Annotated in this window: 17 protein-coding genes; 9 read left to right on the top strand and 8 right to left on the bottom strand. The window is 36.5% G+C overall.

The window, feature by feature from the left end:
* Nucleotides 1-19 precede the first annotated feature (19 nt).
* Nucleotides 20-436 (bottom strand): helix-turn-helix domain-containing protein, encoded by a 417-nt coding sequence (locus ACFQ3N_RS17020; RefSeq protein ID WP_390363820.1) that lies wholly within the window; start codon nucleotides 434-436, stop codon nucleotides 20-22.
* A gap of 160 nt (nucleotides 437-596) precedes the next feature.
* Here ACFQ3N_RS17020 and ACFQ3N_RS17015 point away from each other — a divergent pair, with 160 nt between their 5' ends.
* Nucleotides 597-893: a hypothetical protein gene (locus ACFQ3N_RS17015; RefSeq protein ID WP_390363818.1), complete on the top strand. Its 297-nt coding sequence runs from the start codon at nucleotides 597-599 to the stop codon at nucleotides 891-893.
* Between the two features lie 394 nt (nucleotides 894-1,287).
* On the opposite strand, the gene ACFQ3N_RS17010 is transcribed toward ACFQ3N_RS17015, so the two are convergent.
* The 3 genes from ACFQ3N_RS17010 to ACFQ3N_RS17000 form a co-directional block, all read right to left on the bottom strand.
* Complete coding sequence (locus tag ACFQ3N_RS17010) at nucleotides 1,288-1,419, bottom strand: YfhE family protein (protein WP_390363817.1); 132 nt, start codon at nucleotides 1,417-1,419, stop codon at nucleotides 1,288-1,290.
* A gap of 51 nt (nucleotides 1,420-1,470) precedes the next feature.
* Nucleotides 1,471-2,028: a GNAT family N-acetyltransferase gene (locus ACFQ3N_RS17005; protein WP_390363815.1), complete on the bottom strand. Its 558-nt coding sequence runs from the start codon at nucleotides 2,026-2,028 to the stop codon at nucleotides 1,471-1,473.
* Between the two features lie 260 nt (nucleotides 2,029-2,288).
* A complete protein-coding gene (locus ACFQ3N_RS17000) occupies nucleotides 2,289-3,176 on the bottom strand; it encodes a TIGR01777 family oxidoreductase (RefSeq protein WP_390363813.1) in 888 nt (295 codons plus the stop codon).
* A 171-nt stretch (nucleotides 3,177-3,347) separates the two neighbouring features.
* Between ACFQ3N_RS17000 and recX the strand changes: the two genes are divergently transcribed.
* On the top strand, nucleotides 3,348-4,166 hold the full coding sequence (gene recX, locus ACFQ3N_RS16995) for a recombination regulator RecX (protein WP_390363811.1): 819 nt from the start codon (nucleotides 3,348-3,350) through the stop codon (nucleotides 4,164-4,166).
* Between the two features lie 202 nt (nucleotides 4,167-4,368).
* Here recX and ACFQ3N_RS16990 read toward each other — a convergent pair whose 3' ends face one another.
* Nucleotides 4,369-5,028 (bottom strand): SDR family NAD(P)-dependent oxidoreductase, encoded by a 660-nt coding sequence (locus tag ACFQ3N_RS16990; RefSeq protein ID WP_390363809.1) that lies wholly within the window; start codon nucleotides 5,026-5,028, stop codon nucleotides 4,369-4,371.
* Between the two features lie 101 nt (nucleotides 5,029-5,129).
* Between ACFQ3N_RS16990 and ACFQ3N_RS16985 the strand changes: the two genes are divergently transcribed.
* On the top strand, nucleotides 5,130-5,462 hold the full coding sequence (locus tag ACFQ3N_RS16985) for a YfhH family protein (protein WP_390363807.1): 333 nt from the start codon (nucleotides 5,130-5,132) through the stop codon (nucleotides 5,460-5,462).
* A gap of 34 nt (nucleotides 5,463-5,496) precedes the next feature.
* Here the strand turns inward: ACFQ3N_RS16985 and ACFQ3N_RS16980 are convergent, their stop codons facing one another.
* Entirely contained in the window at nucleotides 5,497-6,483 is a 987-nt protein-coding gene (locus tag ACFQ3N_RS16980) for a metal-dependent hydrolase (protein WP_390363805.1), read from the bottom strand.
* A 127-nt stretch (nucleotides 6,484-6,610) separates the two neighbouring features.
* Here ACFQ3N_RS16980 and mutY point away from each other — a divergent pair, with 127 nt between their 5' ends.
* Nucleotides 6,611-7,669, top strand: coding sequence for an A/G-specific adenine glycosylase (gene mutY / locus ACFQ3N_RS16975; RefSeq protein ID WP_390363804.1), 1,059 nt, complete (start codon nucleotides 6,611-6,613; stop codon nucleotides 7,667-7,669).
* 88 nt (nucleotides 7,670-7,757) lie between these two features.
* Here the strand turns inward: mutY and ACFQ3N_RS16970 are convergent, their stop codons facing one another.
* The gene (locus tag ACFQ3N_RS16970) at nucleotides 7,758-7,922 is read right to left on the bottom strand and encodes a hypothetical protein (RefSeq protein ID WP_390363802.1); all 165 of its coding nucleotides are present in this window, start codon (nucleotides 7,920-7,922) and stop codon (nucleotides 7,758-7,760) included.
* Between the two features lie 172 nt (nucleotides 7,923-8,094).
* Between ACFQ3N_RS16970 and ACFQ3N_RS16965 the strand changes: the two genes are divergently transcribed.
* The 3 genes from ACFQ3N_RS16965 (at nucleotide 8,095) to ACFQ3N_RS16955 (ending at nucleotide 11,457) form a co-directional block, all read left to right on the top strand.
* Entirely contained in the window at nucleotides 8,095-8,295 is a 201-nt protein-coding gene (locus ACFQ3N_RS16965; RefSeq protein WP_390363800.1) for a gamma-type small acid-soluble spore protein, read from the top strand.
* A gap of 639 nt (nucleotides 8,296-8,934) precedes the next feature.
* Nucleotides 8,935-9,462 (top strand): nucleoside tri-diphosphate phosphatase, encoded by a 528-nt coding sequence (gene ntdP / locus ACFQ3N_RS16960; RefSeq protein ID WP_390363798.1) that lies wholly within the window; start codon nucleotides 8,935-8,937, stop codon nucleotides 9,460-9,462.
* A 228-nt stretch (nucleotides 9,463-9,690) separates the two neighbouring features.
* Entirely contained in the window at nucleotides 9,691-11,457 is a 1,767-nt protein-coding gene (locus ACFQ3N_RS16955) for an ABC transporter ATP-binding protein (RefSeq protein WP_390363796.1), read from the top strand.
* 314 nt (nucleotides 11,458-11,771) lie between these two features.
* Here the strand turns inward: ACFQ3N_RS16955 and ACFQ3N_RS16950 are convergent, their stop codons facing one another.
* On the bottom strand, nucleotides 11,772-13,067 hold the full coding sequence (locus tag ACFQ3N_RS16950) for a glutamate-1-semialdehyde 2,1-aminomutase (protein ID WP_390363794.1): 1,296 nt from the start codon (nucleotides 13,065-13,067) through the stop codon (nucleotides 11,772-11,774).
* A 146-nt stretch (nucleotides 13,068-13,213) separates the two neighbouring features.
* Here ACFQ3N_RS16950 and ACFQ3N_RS16945 point away from each other — a divergent pair, with 146 nt between their 5' ends.
* Together ACFQ3N_RS16945 and bcp are read left to right on the top strand one after the other, a co-directional pair.
* The gene (locus ACFQ3N_RS16945; RefSeq protein WP_390363791.1) at nucleotides 13,214-13,639 is read left to right on the top strand and encodes a potassium channel family protein; all 426 of its coding nucleotides are present in this window, start codon (nucleotides 13,214-13,216) and stop codon (nucleotides 13,637-13,639) included.
* 69 nt (nucleotides 13,640-13,708) lie between these two features.
* A complete protein-coding gene (bcp, locus tag ACFQ3N_RS16940) occupies nucleotides 13,709-14,176 on the top strand; it encodes a thioredoxin-dependent thiol peroxidase (RefSeq protein WP_390363789.1) in 468 nt (155 codons plus the stop codon).
* The last annotated feature ends 303 nt before the right edge of the window (nucleotides 14,177-14,479 follow it).

Below are 14,479 nucleotides of genomic sequence, written 5' to 3'. Positions count from 1 at the left end.
TTGTATAGATTTGATGAAGTTATAGTTTTTCTACTTGGTCTATCAGATTTTTAAACATGTGGATAAGTGATTCTTGTTTCTTAATTGGTATTGATTTTAAACGAAATAGCTGATCCTTTAAAGAGGAATGAATCATTAAGTACTCCACTAATTCTACTACTTCTTCATCGAATGAAGTTGATTTTGAGCTGTAGATTCGTTTGAAATCTTTTAGAAGATCATCACGAAAAGAAAGATTTCCTACAATGTGGTCGAGCGAGACATCGAATACGCTACTCAGTTTAATTAATGAAGCTACATCTGGGACTGCCACATTATTTTCCCATTTTGCTATAACCGAACGTGATGTCATTAGCTTTTCTGAGAGTTCATGCTGTGTCCATCCATGTTGGTCACGGAAAAATTTAATATTATACGCAATCGTCTCCATACTCATGATTATCACACTCTTAGAAATTGGATTTGGAATATTTGTTCCTTATGAATTACCATTAATCCTATCATGATTAAGAGGAAAGAAATGCCACTTCTTTGTTCTGTTTTGGAACATATATTATAATGTTCTTTAAAAGAACAATTTGAGGAGCAGACCTACTATGATGGGGTGTTTAATTTTATACCACACAACGATTACAAGCCTAACCAAGTGTAATATATTACAGGCTGTGTATAGTGATGAAGAATTTGAAATAGAAATAATGGATAATAATACTGTTGTAATTTATTTGTGGAATATAAAAAAAGCTGCCATTTGGCAAGCTGTATTATTATTTGAAGTAGCAAACATTATGGTTGGATACGGGTTTGGTGATCGAAAGAAGGACACAATGCAAAAGGCTAATAAGGTTTTACTAACAAGGATGGAATTGGAGGATAAAACTAAGACAGTGTGATTAATGTATCCACAGAGTTATCAACATATAAATCCACTTACACACAAACATCAATGCCACAATCCACACTATCCACATTCGAAGCAGAAGTTATGCACAATTAGGGTGTGTATAACCCCCCTTTATAGATCGCTATTTATACAAGTTATTAACAGCATGTTTATATAATGTGGATAAACGAGAACAAAAACTAGAAGCATCTTGAAAGACACGACAAGCATAAGCGGATCGTGTAGTGTGGATGCTTTTACCACACGGAGTCGAACTGATTATCTCTTGGGTGCCTTGAAAAGGGAAAAAACTTTTCTTCCATGCGATGTTTCGCTATCAGAACTGGTTGTAGTAATCATAAACTGTTTTCCAAGTTATACTAAAAAAGAAGAAACCGAAGTGATTAGCTTCGATTTCCTCGTTGGGAAAGTTGTTTATATACCTTATCAGCATGTTTAAATTCTCTCTGATAAAGTACCTCTTGTGTCTTAGATAAAAACTTTTCGCGCTGTTCGTGACTTGATTTCTTTTTCATAAAAGATCCCTCACTTTGTTTCTTAGGATGTCCTAACATGAAAAAAATATACTATGAAACTTCTTCGCCACTACCAACATCATCGGCTAATGTAAACTGTGTATAAGCTGCATATTGTTCTTTTGAAATTACAAAAAGATCATATATATCCTCAGATCCATTAATTTTCTCGTAAACTTCTGGATAAAGACTATTTCCTAGATTAGCATAAGGTAGCTTCAAAACTGCTTTAAGGGACCGCATGTTTTTCTTACGTATTTTCATAAATACAGCTTTTACACCAATCCTATAAAACAATTCCTCAAAGAACAGCTCTTTGGCGAGTTTATTGTACCCTTTTCCGAAGTATGGATGTCCGATCCATGTTGCCAAAAAACCGTGCTGGTTATGAATATCAAATAAATTAATCGTGCCAATAGGTTGATGATATTCATCAAGAATCGTCCTAGAAATTAGTTCACCATTTTCTTCTGCTTCAATCGTTTGCTTCGTCACAAAATAATAGCCATCACTAGTATCTGCTTTTTGTCTTACATATGGAAAGACATCTGGATGTGATAAAAAATCAAATAACACAGGAACCTCATGTAACTCACGGTTTTTTAGCATAAAAAAGCCCCTCCTATTATTGCAGGGGGGGTAGTTACATCCATAAGGAAATCCAGTAAGGCCCCACCCGCGAATTTTTAGTTAACGTTCAACAAAAATTCGGGATGGGAATCGAACCCATTAGAACCAGTTCTAATAACTGGTGGCGCACCATTTGCCTTCCCTAAAACATACCTTTTTGGTAATCTAATTTTACACATTTTTTCACGAAAAGAAAATCTTTTTTTAAACAAAATATGTGACAAATTTTTCAGGGTGCTTTAATGATATATTTCACGTAATGCTTCTTCTAGATATGGGTACTTAAATTGATAATTTTGATCCTGGGTTTTTTTAGGTAAAACATATTGTCCCTTCGTAATTAAATGACTCATTTCACCAATTACTGTACGTATAATTGGAGATGGAGCGGGAAACCAATAGGGTCGTTTTAGAACAGTTGCCAAAATTTTAGTAAAGTCTTTGTTTCGCTTTGGATTGGGGGAAGTGACATTTACAGGCCCTTTTATGTGTTCATTAAATAAGCAAAATAAAATCATGTTTACTACATCATCAATATGCACCCAAGATATCCATTGCTCACCATTACCTATTTTTCCGCCAGCAAACATTTTCACAGGTAGACTCATGTAGGGCAATGCCCCTTCATCACCTAATATAACCCCGAACCTAGTATAAACGGTACGGATATCTAATTCTTCGGCTTGTTTAGCTGTTTGTTCCCATTTTTTTGTGACGCTTGCCAGAAAATCATCTCCAGGCTGTGTTGTATCCTCTGTGAAAATTAAATCCTGTGAAGTTCCGTAATATCCAATAGCTGAGCCACTTATGAAGACAGTAGGTTTTTTCTCCAACTTTTTTATAAACTCCATGACTGACTCAGTAGCTTCTATTCTGCTTGATAAAATGGCTTCCTTTTTCTTTTTGGTCCAATAGCCAAACAGTGATTCACCTGCAAGGTTAATCACCGCATGAATAACAGGAAGATTAGCTGTATCATCATCATAATTTATGAAAGTGATCTTGTCTGTGTTTGGGTGTCTGTCGGGTGTTCTAGTAATTATGTAGACCAGATGACCTTTTTCTACTAATGCCTTTGAAAGGTTTGTACCAACAAACCCAGTTCCACCAGTAATTAAAATATTCATATGACACACTCCAATAATAAGTATTAGTATTACTATTATATGTTACTATTCGATTCTTACTGTAGTGTCCAAGCTAAAAATCACCGGCGATGCGCGGGCATAGTCCATACGTCACTATACGGGCACTTTTGCTTTAGTTTTGTTATTATTTAATGAAAGGGGTGAATACTTTTGACAGAAATTGCTCGGATCACTACACAGAAAAAACGTAAGAATCGGTACAATATCTTCTTGGATGATGGACATGGTGAGAAATATGGTTTTAGTGTAGATGAATCTGTATTGATTGAATACAAACTTAGAAAAGGTCTTGAGTTAGACGACTCCATGGTTACGACACTAATCCAAAAAGACACACTACATAAGTCATATACCCTTGCGATTAACTATTTAAGCTATCGTATGCGTACTAAAAAGGAAATTTATGATTATCTAACAAAAAAAGAGGTAGATGAAGAACATATAACTAAAATCATGGATAAGCTTCATGCTGAAAACCTAATTGATGATACGCAATTTGCTGAGGCATTTGTTGAAACTCGTATTCATACATCAAATAAAGGTCCAAGACTTGTAAAGAAAGAACTTATGGAAAAAGGTGTGACCGCTCAAATTGCCGACCAAGCAGTTGAAAAGTATTCTTTTGATCTACAATTTGAGAAGGCCCAAAAATGGACAAGCAAGAAGCTGCAACAGCAATCAAAACATTCATACAAACAGCTACTCCAAAGTTTGCAAGCGACTTTAATGCAAAAAGGCTTTTCACAAGATGTTATTAAAGAAGTACTTGCAGATATGAAAGACGAAAAAGATGACGATGCCCAATGGACTGCCATACAGCACCATGGTGAGAAATTACTCCGTAAGCATGAAAGGAAATTTTCAGGCTTCTCATTACGAAATAAAATGAAAGAAGCGTTGTATAAAAAAGGATTTTCCATTGATCTAATCAATACGTTTTTAGACGAAAGCATTAATGAAAGTAACTAATGTTAACTCGACCACTTCCAAGAAGTAGTCGAGTAACTTTTATACACCAGGAAGTTATAAAATCTGGAGCATTGGATAATTCATTTACTGTGAAAGCCATGTCCAGCTTCGACGTACGCTATAACAGAGAAAAAGCAAACTTCTTTTTCGAGGACGTGGCGAACTTAGCCTGTAAGGGTGCTTCGAGATTTTTTGCTCTTATCTATTTATCGATAAGAATTTCCTTTCTTCCGTCATCCTCCTGATAAATTTGTGCAGCTACTTCTTTAGGACCCTTTAAACGGGATGGATCATTCACATGAGTAGAGTTTTCCCAAAATGGAGTGTTCATTCCACCCATATAAACCGAGGTAATGGTAAACGAAGCATCTTCCCATTCTTTTTGCAGGCTTTCGGTAAATCCTTTAACAGCAAATTTACTTGCACAATAAATGGATTCATTTACTTTTCCACGTAGACCTGCAGTTGAAATAATGGTTAAAATCCGTCCATTACTAGCACGAATTAAAGGTAACGCGGATTGAACAGTGAGAATTGCCCCTTTAACATTAGTGTTTAACGTATCTTCAATTTCATCTATGGTATAATCTTCAACTGGACCAAAAATACCAATTCCAGCATTATTAATAAGTACATCTAATTGTCCGATTTGCTGAAATGCGATACTAACAGATGCATATTCACGAACATCGCATAAAACAACTTCGGCGTTCCCGCCATTTTCAAGAATTTCATTTTGTACGATATGTAGTTTTGTATCGGTTCGTCCTAGTAAAAAAACAGTGTAGTCATTTTTTGCGTAATAAAGAGCTAGTTCTCGACCCAGACCGCTTCCAGCTCCAGTAATTGCAACATTCGGCATCGATATTTCCTCCCAGTAAATGTTTATTTACTTCATATTCATTTCTATTGTCTTAGAGTCTTGGTAAAATGTAAAATGATAAAGAAGGGAGATATGTAAAAATGGATTATCGATATAGTGATTATACAATAGAACAACTACGTACAGAAATTGGCAAATTAAAAGAAAAAGTACAAAAAGCAGAGCAGCTTGGTAATGTTAGTGAAGTGGCAATTAACGAGCGTAAAATGCAGGTAGCTCTGGCATATACTTTAAACCCAGAGGATTTTAAAGCTGGTGAGAGGTATGAATTGAATGGTGATCCAGGTCATACGTATAAAGTTAACTATATAAATGGAGTATTCGCCTGGGGACATCGGGTCAACTTATTAGATGAAATATACGAAAAAGAAGTGGCCATACCAATCTCGCTATTAGGTAAAAAATTAGACTAATAACTGATAAAAGCAGGTCTAATTAAGACCTGCTTTATACTGGATTATCACCTATGAATAATTTACTTTGTAATTTTTGTTCGGAGAATATCCACCCAGTGTAGGAACTCATAATTCGCATATTGTCATCAATTTGCACGACTGCAACGAATGGATAATACTCTTTTGAACGATAGCGTAAATCAATAAATCGAACTTCAGTAAAATCATCATAATAGTTCATTTCCCAGCGGTATACCGGTGAGAACGATAGAAATGCTGAAATATTACTGTCCTGTACTGCAAGGTTCATTAGTTCATTATTAGGTAATGGTACTTTTTCAAATTCATCAACGATTTCGATATGCCCATTTTCGACAGATCCTACATAGAAATTTGATGATGTTGTAATTGCAACTCGCCATGTATTTTGCTTAATGGTAGGGGATGTAGCAATTTCTTCGGTATTTGGAAAATAATCATGTATCTTTTTGACGATTTCTCTTTTATCAATATACCGCTTGATATAATATAGCACGATTACAGTATATATACTTAACCATGTATAACCAGGGTTTGCTCCTAGTACCCAAGCAATTATTCCTGCGACATGTAACATAAAGATATACGGATCAAAGGTGTTTATAAATCCATGGGCAACCCACCTATTGGTAAATGGGCGATATGCTTGTGTGCCATATGCGTTAAATATATCTACAAATACGTGAATAATCACAGCTAGAAATGTCCAGGCCCATAGATGTAGAAAGTTGACATGGGGAACGATAGTATGAATAATTCCCGCAATGATGACTCCCCACATTAATATGGCTGGAACAGAATGTGTTGCTCCCCGGTGGTGTCTTATATACGTTGCATTATTTTTAAGTTTTAGCACGGTGTCAAAATCAGGCGCATGGGAACCTACAATTGTTCCAACTAACACAGCATTAAAAAGTGTAGGGTCATTATGCACGACGGGATCAAGTGTTGCTAACCCTCCTAATGCAACGCCCATAACAATATGGGTTCCAGTATCCATAAAGAAAGTCCTCCTTGGACATATCTGATATTTTATTTTTATAAAAATATGTACTGTAGTACTTTACTAAAGCTTAAATAGAAACTATTCTTCTATTATTATTGTACCATAAAGGAAGTGACAAACAATGTTACAACAATTTAACATAAGTGCATTCCAACAGGATTTATTAAGGTGGTATGAGACAAGTAAACGAAACCTGCCTTGGCGAAAAGACCAGGATCCATATAAAATTTGGGTCTCCGAAATTATGCTCCAACAAACAAAAGTTGATACAGTTGTCCCATACTTTGAACGGTTTATGAACCAGTTTCCTACTGTTTATGATCTAGCCGATGCCAATGAACAGGAGGTATTAAAAGTATGGGAGGGTTTAGGATACTATTCCCGTGCACGTAACTTACAAAACGCAGTAAGAGAAGTTGTTGCGACTTACAATGGAGAAATTCCATCAAGCCCAGATCAGTTAGGTGCTTTAAAAGGTGTGGGTCCATACACGAAAGGTGCCATCCTATCTATTGCATTTAACCAACCAGAACCGGCAGTAGACGGGAATGTGATGCGAGTTCTCTCCAGAGTATTAAAAATAGAAGAAGATATAGCCATTCCACGTGTTAAAAAACTATTCGAGTCTTATGTTAAGGAGCTCATATCAAAAGAGGATCCTTCTTCATTTAATCAAGGTATTATGGAACTTGGTGCATTGGTTTGTACTCCGAAATCCCCATCGTGTATGCTTTGTCCGGTTCAGGAGTATTGTAAAGCGTTTGCTGAAGGAATTGAGGAAGAACTACCTATAAAATCGAAAAGTAAAAAACAAAAGACGGTTCCTTACGTTGCATTGTTAATTTGTAATAATCATAATCAATACATCATAGAGAAACGTTCAGAAAAAGGACTATTAGCTAACCTTTGGCAATTCCCGATGGTACCGATTAACGAAATTGGCATGGACCACCTAGAAAATTGGTTTGAAAGTGAATATGGTGTTTCAATAACGCTGAATCGTAAACAAGGAAACTTAAAACATGTATTTTCGCACATAATTTGGCAGCTTGAAATTTATGAAGCAAGAACAAATCAGCAGGAAGTAAATGATGATCGTCTTAAAATGGTTGATCAGGAAACCATGGATACATTCCCTTTTCCAGTATCTCATCAAAAAATGATGAAATATATAGGTTGAAATATCAATTTTGTGATAGAAGGTTACCAAATTAATTTGGTAACCTTCTGTAATGAATATAATGAAGGTTTAAGCCCACAAATTAAATTCACAATCTGTTTTTCATCTCTTCATTAATTTCCTGTAATATAGTTAAACCTTCTGAATTCACATATGGTAATAACTGTGACAATGCATGTTGAAAATAATGTAATTCTTCATTGTTCCATTCTGTTTTGCTTGTCATGGATAGTTCAGTAAAATCCCTAGTCATAAATAATTCCTCCATTAAGCATGTCCAATAGTATAGCTTTCTTAATGTATGTAAAAAGGGTGTATCTTATTCTGAGGCTCCATATTTTTACAATCAATGAAAAATTTAACTTAATTTTTTTAGGATAACTCTATATATATTGGTCAAAATAATTATTGCGGAGGTGATATTGATGGCTAAAAACCCTAATAAAACGAATGCTGGTACTAACGTTCAGCATGTCAAACAACAAAATCAAAAAGCAGCTCAGCAAGGTCAACAGCAACCACAGCAACAACCAGGCCAAGGTCAATTTGGTACTGAATTTGCATCAGAAACAAACGCACAAGAAGTTAGAAAGAAAAATCAACAATCTCAACAAAACAAGAAATAAGTACCTACCCCCAAATTTTAGACGTAAAAAGAGTTTCCTTTCTTTAAAGGGAGCTCTTTTTTTGTAGCTTAGGAAATCATAAAATTTGGAGCATGTGGATAAATATTAACTATTTAAGCCACGTCCAGCTCCGACGTACAGGACGTACTAGTGCCGATGACGCCACAGGACATGGCGTTTTCATCGGCCAGCGCCCAGCGACTATTGGGCTTCCTGATCCTCCTTACGATAAGTCAACATCGAATCGCTTACGCTCTTCGTGTTTCCTTTATCTCATGCGGATTTGGAAGATCGACTAACTTCGCCGCTTTGCGCGGCAACTTCGACCCACCCTCGATGCGCGGGCGCAGCCCATACGTCGCTAAACGGGCGCTTACGCTTTTGTTCTAGCTTAGGAAATCATAAAATTTGGAGCATGTGGATAGTTCATTAACTGTATAAACCGCGTCCAGCTACGACAGCGAAACATCGCACGAATAAAAAACGAACTTCTTTTTCGAGGACGTGGTGAACATAGCCTGTAAGGGCACTTGCGCTTTTGTTATCTGTTGGTTCGGTCATAATACTTTATATTTCATTTCAGTCGCTTTATAATAAATGAAAGATTGACCGATGATAGGGTGTGGAAAGGAAGGTTCAATGGTTAGTCCACAAGCGGGTTCAAAAATTGAAATTAAAAGCTATAAGCATAATGGACAACTTCATCGCATCTGGGAAAGTAGCCTTGTTTTAAAAGGTACTGAAACAGAAATTATTGGAGCCAATGATAAGACACAGGTTATTGAGAGTGATGGTCGAACGTGGAAAACAAGAGAGCCTGCTATATGTTATTTTCATTCTCAATATTGGTTTAATATCATAGGTATGATACGAAGAGATGGAATCTATTATTATTGTAATATCAGTTCACCATTTATATATGATGATGAAGCATTAAAATATATTGATTATGATTTAGATGTTAAAGTGTACCCAGATATGACGTATGATCTATTAGATGAAGATGAATATGCCGAACACTCAAAACAAATGGATTATCCAAACGTGTTAGATCGCATCCTTCACCATAATTTAGAATATTTATTAAGTTGGATTCGACAACGAAAAGGTCCCTTTTCACCAGAATTTATCGATCAATGGTATGAACGTTTTTTAACATATAGGTAAATGAAAAGGAAATTCTTGTTGTAGATAGGAAAGCATAAAACTTTCTTATCTACATAAGTGCAATTAAGGCTTGCACTAAAGAGCATAAGGGATTCTAAGAAAACAAAGTACGCTTACTAAGAATTCTTTTAACGATAAGCCGATTTTTCTAATCATAGGTTATACTAATAAAGACATTTAAAACCGCTTGGTGAAAGCCAAGTTTTTCTAATGATAGGAGAAATACGTATGAGCAGCACGAAACAATATATGGAATTTGTAAAACCATACAAATGGAAAATAGTATGGACTATTCTAATCGGAATTGTTAAATTCGCTATCCCATTATTAATGCCGTTAATTTTAAAATATGTAATTGATGACATCATCGATGCTGAAGATATGACACAAGCGGAGAAGACCAGTCAATTATTGTGGCTGATGGGTGGAGCTTTTGTCATCTTTCTTGTGCTTCGTCCACCAATTGAATATATTCGACAATATCTTGCGCAATGGGTTGGTAACAAAATCCTTTACGATATAAGAGATAGGTTATTTGATCATATTCAAAAGCTCAGTCTTAAATTTTATTCACAGACAAAAACCGGCGAAATTATTTCCCGGGTAATACATGATGTCGAACAAACGAAAACTTTTGTCATAACGGGTTTAATGAATATATGGTTAGATTTAATTACGATTCTTATTGCAATTATAATTATGTTAACAATGGATGTCTGGCTGACGATTGCAGCTATTATTTTATTCCCGATATACGGGTTCTCGGTGAAATACTTTTATGCGAAGCTAAGGAGCCTAACAAGAGAACGATCACAAGCACTTGCTGAGGTGCAAGGTCATCTTCATGAGCGTGTTCAAGGTGTTCCGGTAACACGTAGCTTTGCGCTTGAAGATTATGAACAAGGTCAATTTGACGCACGTAACGAAAATTTCCTAAAAAAAGCATTAAACCATACGAATTGGAATGCGAAGACGTTTGCAGTCATGAACACTGTTACAGACTTAGCTCCATTACTAGTTATCGCGTTTGCTGGTTATCAGGTGATTAATGGTAATTTATCAATGGGAACAATGGTCGCATTTGTTGGTTATATGGAACGTGTATACAGTCCATTAAGACGTCTTGTCAATGCATCTACTGTCTTAACACAATCAATAGCTTCGATAGATCGTGTGTTTGAATTGATGAATGAAAAATATGATATTGTCGACAAGGAAAACGCAACAGAATTACAGCGTGTAAATGGATCGATTGATATGGAAAATGTGTCATTCAGATATGAAGATGAAGAAGCAGAAGTTTTAAAAAATGTAGATTTACATGTGAAAAAAGGGGAAACAATCGCCTTCGTCGGAATGAGTGGAGGTGGGAAATCGACATTAATCAGCTTAATCCCTAGGTTCTATGACGTGACAAACGGAGCCATAAAAGTAGATGGTGTCGATATACGCGATGTGAAAGCACGATCCTTGCGTAATAATATCGGCATGGTTTTACAAGATAACTTACTCTTTAGTGAATCCATTGCAATGAACATTCGAATGGGTAATCCAGATGCAACTGACGAAGAAGTTGTTGCTGCTGCAAAAGCTGCTAACGCACACGGATTTATAAAAGATTTATCAAATGGCTATGACACGTTGGTTGGAGAAAGAGGTGTTAAACTCTCAGGTGGCCAAAAACAACGAGTTGCGATTGCGAGAGTATTCTTGAAAGATCCACCTATTCTAATCTTTGATGAAGCAACATCCGCACTTGACTTAGAAAGTGAACATACTATTCAAGAAGCTGTTGAAAAACTTGCTTCCGATCGCACGACGTTTATCGTTGCCCATCGCCTTGCTACGATTACACATGCAGACAGAATAGTTGTGATTGAAAATGGAGAAATTCAAGAAGCGGGTTCACATGATGTGTTAATGCGAAAAAAAGGAAGTTATTATAATCTGTATCAAGTACAAAATTTAGATAACCCTGAATATATAGGGACATAATTCAGATTTCTCCTCCGTTACTTACGGGGGAGTTTTTTATAGACTAGGAAATTTTAAAATTAGGAGCCTGTGAATAATTTATTGACTGCTTAAGCCAAGTCTAGCTTCAGCGCCTAGACACTCGAGACATAAGCAGTTCGACTTCGTGTGGAAAGAACATCCATAAGACGCGATCTGCTTATGCTTGTCGTGTCTTTCAAGGCGCTACTTTGACTTGACCCATTAAGGCTTGCACTCCAGAGCATAAGGGACTCTAAGAAAGCAAAGTATGCTTACTAAGAATCCCTTTAACGATAAGCCAAGTTTTCTAATCATTATCCCTTTGCCATAGTTGCGAAGGCTTGTTGTACTGCTTCAAGTGTTTGATCAATATCAACTTCCGTGTGTTCAGTTGTTAAAAACCAAGCTTCATATTTAGATGGTGCAAGATTTACGCTTTGTTCGAGCATTAGTCTAAAAAACAGCGCAAATTGCTCACTATCACTTGCTTCTGCTTCGGCATAATTGGTTACCTTATCAACTCCGAAATAGACGGTTAAGGCACCACACAATCGGTTTACAGAAATCCTAACCCCAGTATTACGTGCATGAGTTAAGATTCCAGTTTCTAAACGCTTTCCTAACGCGTCTAAGTGCTCATAAACACCTTCTTGCTGTAAAACTTCCAAACAAGCTATTCCTGATGCCATTGATGCAGGGTTACCAGCCATTGTTCCTGCTTGGTAAGCAGGTCCAAGTGGAGCAACTTGTTCCATAATATCTTTACGTCCACCATATGCTCCAATTGGTAGTCCTCCGCCAATTATCTTACCCATAGCAGTCATATCTGGTTCAATCCCATAGACTTGCTGTGCACTGCCATAGGTGAAGCGGAATGCTGTTATTACCTCATCATAAATTACTAAAGCACCAGCATCATGGGTTAAGTCATTTACAGCTTGTAAGAATCCCTTATGTGGCTCAACAATACCGAAGTTTCCAACAATCGGTTCTACTAAGACTGCGGCGATTTGGTCACCCCAATAGTCAAGAGCTTCCTTGAATGCATTCAAATCATTAAAAGGTACGGTAATAACATCTTCAGCAACAGATCGTGGAATTCCAGCTGAATCAGGTGTTCCAAGCGTTGCTGGACCAGACCCTGCTTCTACTAATACCGCATCGAAATGTCCATGATAACAGCCAGAGAATTTTATAACTTTATTACGACCCGTGTAAGCGCGCGCAACACGAATGGTTGTCATTACTGCTTCAGTCCCAGAGTTAACGAATCGAACTTTCTCAAGGGATGGTATTGCTGTTTTTAACATTTTTGCAAATGTGTTCTCATAACGGGTTGGTGTGCCATACAACACGCCGTTTGCTGCAACTCTTGTAATGGCTTCTGTGATGTGCGGGTGAGCATGTCCTGTAATAATTGGGCCATACGCTGCTAAATAATCGATATATTTATTACCATCGACATCCCAGAAATATGCACCTTTGGCATGTTCCATATAAACGGGTGATCCGCCACCAACAGCCTTATATGCACGGGACGGGGAATTAACGCCACCGACAATATGTTCAAGCGCTTCTTCATGTAAGCTTTTAGACGTTGAAAATTCCATAGTTAAAAATGCCTCCTAAAATTGTTGCTTCAACTAATACCATTACTTTTATCAATACTAATATTATCCTATCTTATTACTCTTAAAAAATAAATGACAAGCTCCCCCTGAAAGTAGCATATCTATATAGTAAGGCAGGGGATTGTATGGATCTAATTTCTTTGGGTGCACTAGCCATTATTTGTATCATATTAATAGTAAGTTTGGTTAGGTTTATTCGAGGTGGGAAAATGGAATTAAGAGGACGACAATTTTCTATTGAAATTTTTTATACATTGCTTCTAATATATAGCACGGTCATTTTAGGGTTTGGACTTATTTACTTTATTCTATCTTTCCATCACATTATGTTAGTGGAAAATGGTGAACTCAGGCAAGTTAGTGTATGGGGATCACTAATCCACTCTATTTATTTTAGTGGTGTAACCTTATTAACCATTGGATATGGGGATATTACACCGATTGGTATTGGTCGTTTTATAGCTCTTATTGAAGCATTAATTGGTTATATTCTTCCAACAGCTTTTGTATTACGTCTCGTACAGTCTAGACAAATGGATAGAGAACAATAATCAGTTGTTTCGATATATATAGAACTGTATGATATAGTGAAATAACAGTAAATTGATGGAGGGTTAATGATGAGTATTGAAATAGGTATACAAGCACCAGATTTCACACTGCCAAATCAAAATGGTGAAAACGTTAGTCTTTCCGATTTTAAAGGGAAGCATGTTGTACTGTACTTTTATCCAAAAGATATGACACCAGGTTGTACAACCGAAGCTTGCGACTTTCGAGACGCACAAGAAAGCTTTAATGATTTAGACGCAGTTATTATTGGAGTGAGCCCAGATCCTGTTGAACGCCATCAAAAGTTTATTGACAAACATGATTTACCATTCACCCTGTTAGCCGATGTAGAACATAAGGTTGCACAAGCATATGATGTATGGAAATTAAAGAAGAACTTTGGTAAAGAATATTATGGAATCGAACGTTCTACCTTTATTATTAATAAAGAAGGCAAGCTGCAAAAAGAATTTCGCCAAGTAAAAGTAAAAGATCACGTAGAAGAAGCCTTAACGTTTATTCGCGAAAAGTTATAAAATAACTCATAAACAGTCTCTCCCGAGGAGAGGCTGTTTTTCTTTTTGGTAGAAAGTATAAACTTTCTACATAAGTGCAACTAAGGCATTCTCCATTAAGGCTTGCACTCCAGAGCATAAGGGACTCTAAGAAAGCAAAGTACGCTTACTAAGAATCCCTTTAACGATAGCCAAGTTTTCTGAATTATTACGTCTCTAAAAGGCTCTTCCCGCTTTTGTTCTTGTCTAGGAAACTACACTAGCGTTGCATAAAAAAATTTAAAGATTATCAAACGTTTAATTTTGGAATTTATTCCCATTTAT

The sequence above is a fragment of the Virgibacillus byunsanensis genome, assembly GCF_042675965.1.
GTDB classification, from domain to species: domain Bacteria; phylum Bacillota; class Bacilli; order Bacillales; family Amphibacillaceae; genus Virgibacillus_R; species Virgibacillus_R byunsanensis.
The sequence above is the reverse complement of the archived record's forward strand: the minus strand, read 5'-3'. Positions and strand labels throughout refer to the sequence as shown.

Excerpts from the sequence above, each read along its gene's own strand:
- ACFQ3N_RS17020 (WP_390363820.1), bottom strand. The coding sequence starts at position 436 with ATGAGTATGGAGACGATTGCGTATAATATTAAATTTTTCCGTGACCAA.
- ACFQ3N_RS17015 (WP_390363818.1), top strand. The coding sequence starts at position 597 with ATGATGGGGTGTTTAATTTTATACCACACAACGATTACAAGCCTAACC.
- ACFQ3N_RS17010 (WP_390363817.1), bottom strand. The coding sequence starts at position 1,419 with ATGAAAAAGAAATCAAGTCACGAACAGCGCGAAAAGTTTTTATCTAAG.
- ACFQ3N_RS17005 (WP_390363815.1), bottom strand. The coding sequence starts at position 2,028 with ATGCTAAAAAACCGTGAGTTACATGAGGTTCCTGTGTTATTTGATTTT.
- ACFQ3N_RS17000 (WP_390363813.1), bottom strand. The coding sequence starts at position 3,176 with ATGAATATTTTAATTACTGGTGGAACTGGGTTTGTTGGTACAAACCTT.
- ACFQ3N_RS16990 (WP_390363809.1), bottom strand. The coding sequence starts at position 5,028 with ATGCCGAATGTTGCAATTACTGGAGCTGGAAGCGGTCTGGGTCGAGAA.
- ACFQ3N_RS16985 (WP_390363807.1), top strand. The coding sequence starts at position 5,130 with ATGGATTATCGATATAGTGATTATACAATAGAACAACTACGTACAGAA.
- ACFQ3N_RS16980 (WP_390363805.1), bottom strand. The coding sequence starts at position 6,483 with ATGGATACTGGAACCCATATTGTTATGGGCGTTGCATTAGGAGGGTTA.
- mutY (WP_390363804.1), top strand. The coding sequence starts at position 6,611 with ATGTTACAACAATTTAACATAAGTGCATTCCAACAGGATTTATTAAGG.
- ACFQ3N_RS16970 (WP_390363802.1), bottom strand. The coding sequence starts at position 7,922 with ATGACTAGGGATTTTACTGAACTATCCATGACAAGCAAAACAGAATGG.
- ACFQ3N_RS16965 (WP_390363800.1), top strand. The coding sequence starts at position 8,095 with ATGGCTAAAAACCCTAATAAAACGAATGCTGGTACTAACGTTCAGCAT.
- ntdP (WP_390363798.1), top strand. The coding sequence starts at position 8,935 with ATGGTTAGTCCACAAGCGGGTTCAAAAATTGAAATTAAAAGCTATAAG.
- ACFQ3N_RS16955 (WP_390363796.1), top strand. The coding sequence starts at position 9,691 with ATGAGCAGCACGAAACAATATATGGAATTTGTAAAACCATACAAATGG.
- ACFQ3N_RS16950 (WP_390363794.1), bottom strand. The coding sequence starts at position 13,067 with ATGGAATTTTCAACGTCTAAAAGCTTACATGAAGAAGCGCTTGAACAT.
- ACFQ3N_RS16945 (WP_390363791.1), top strand. The coding sequence starts at position 13,214 with ATGGATCTAATTTCTTTGGGTGCACTAGCCATTATTTGTATCATATTA.
- bcp (WP_390363789.1), top strand. The coding sequence starts at position 13,709 with ATGAGTATTGAAATAGGTATACAAGCACCAGATTTCACACTGCCAAAT.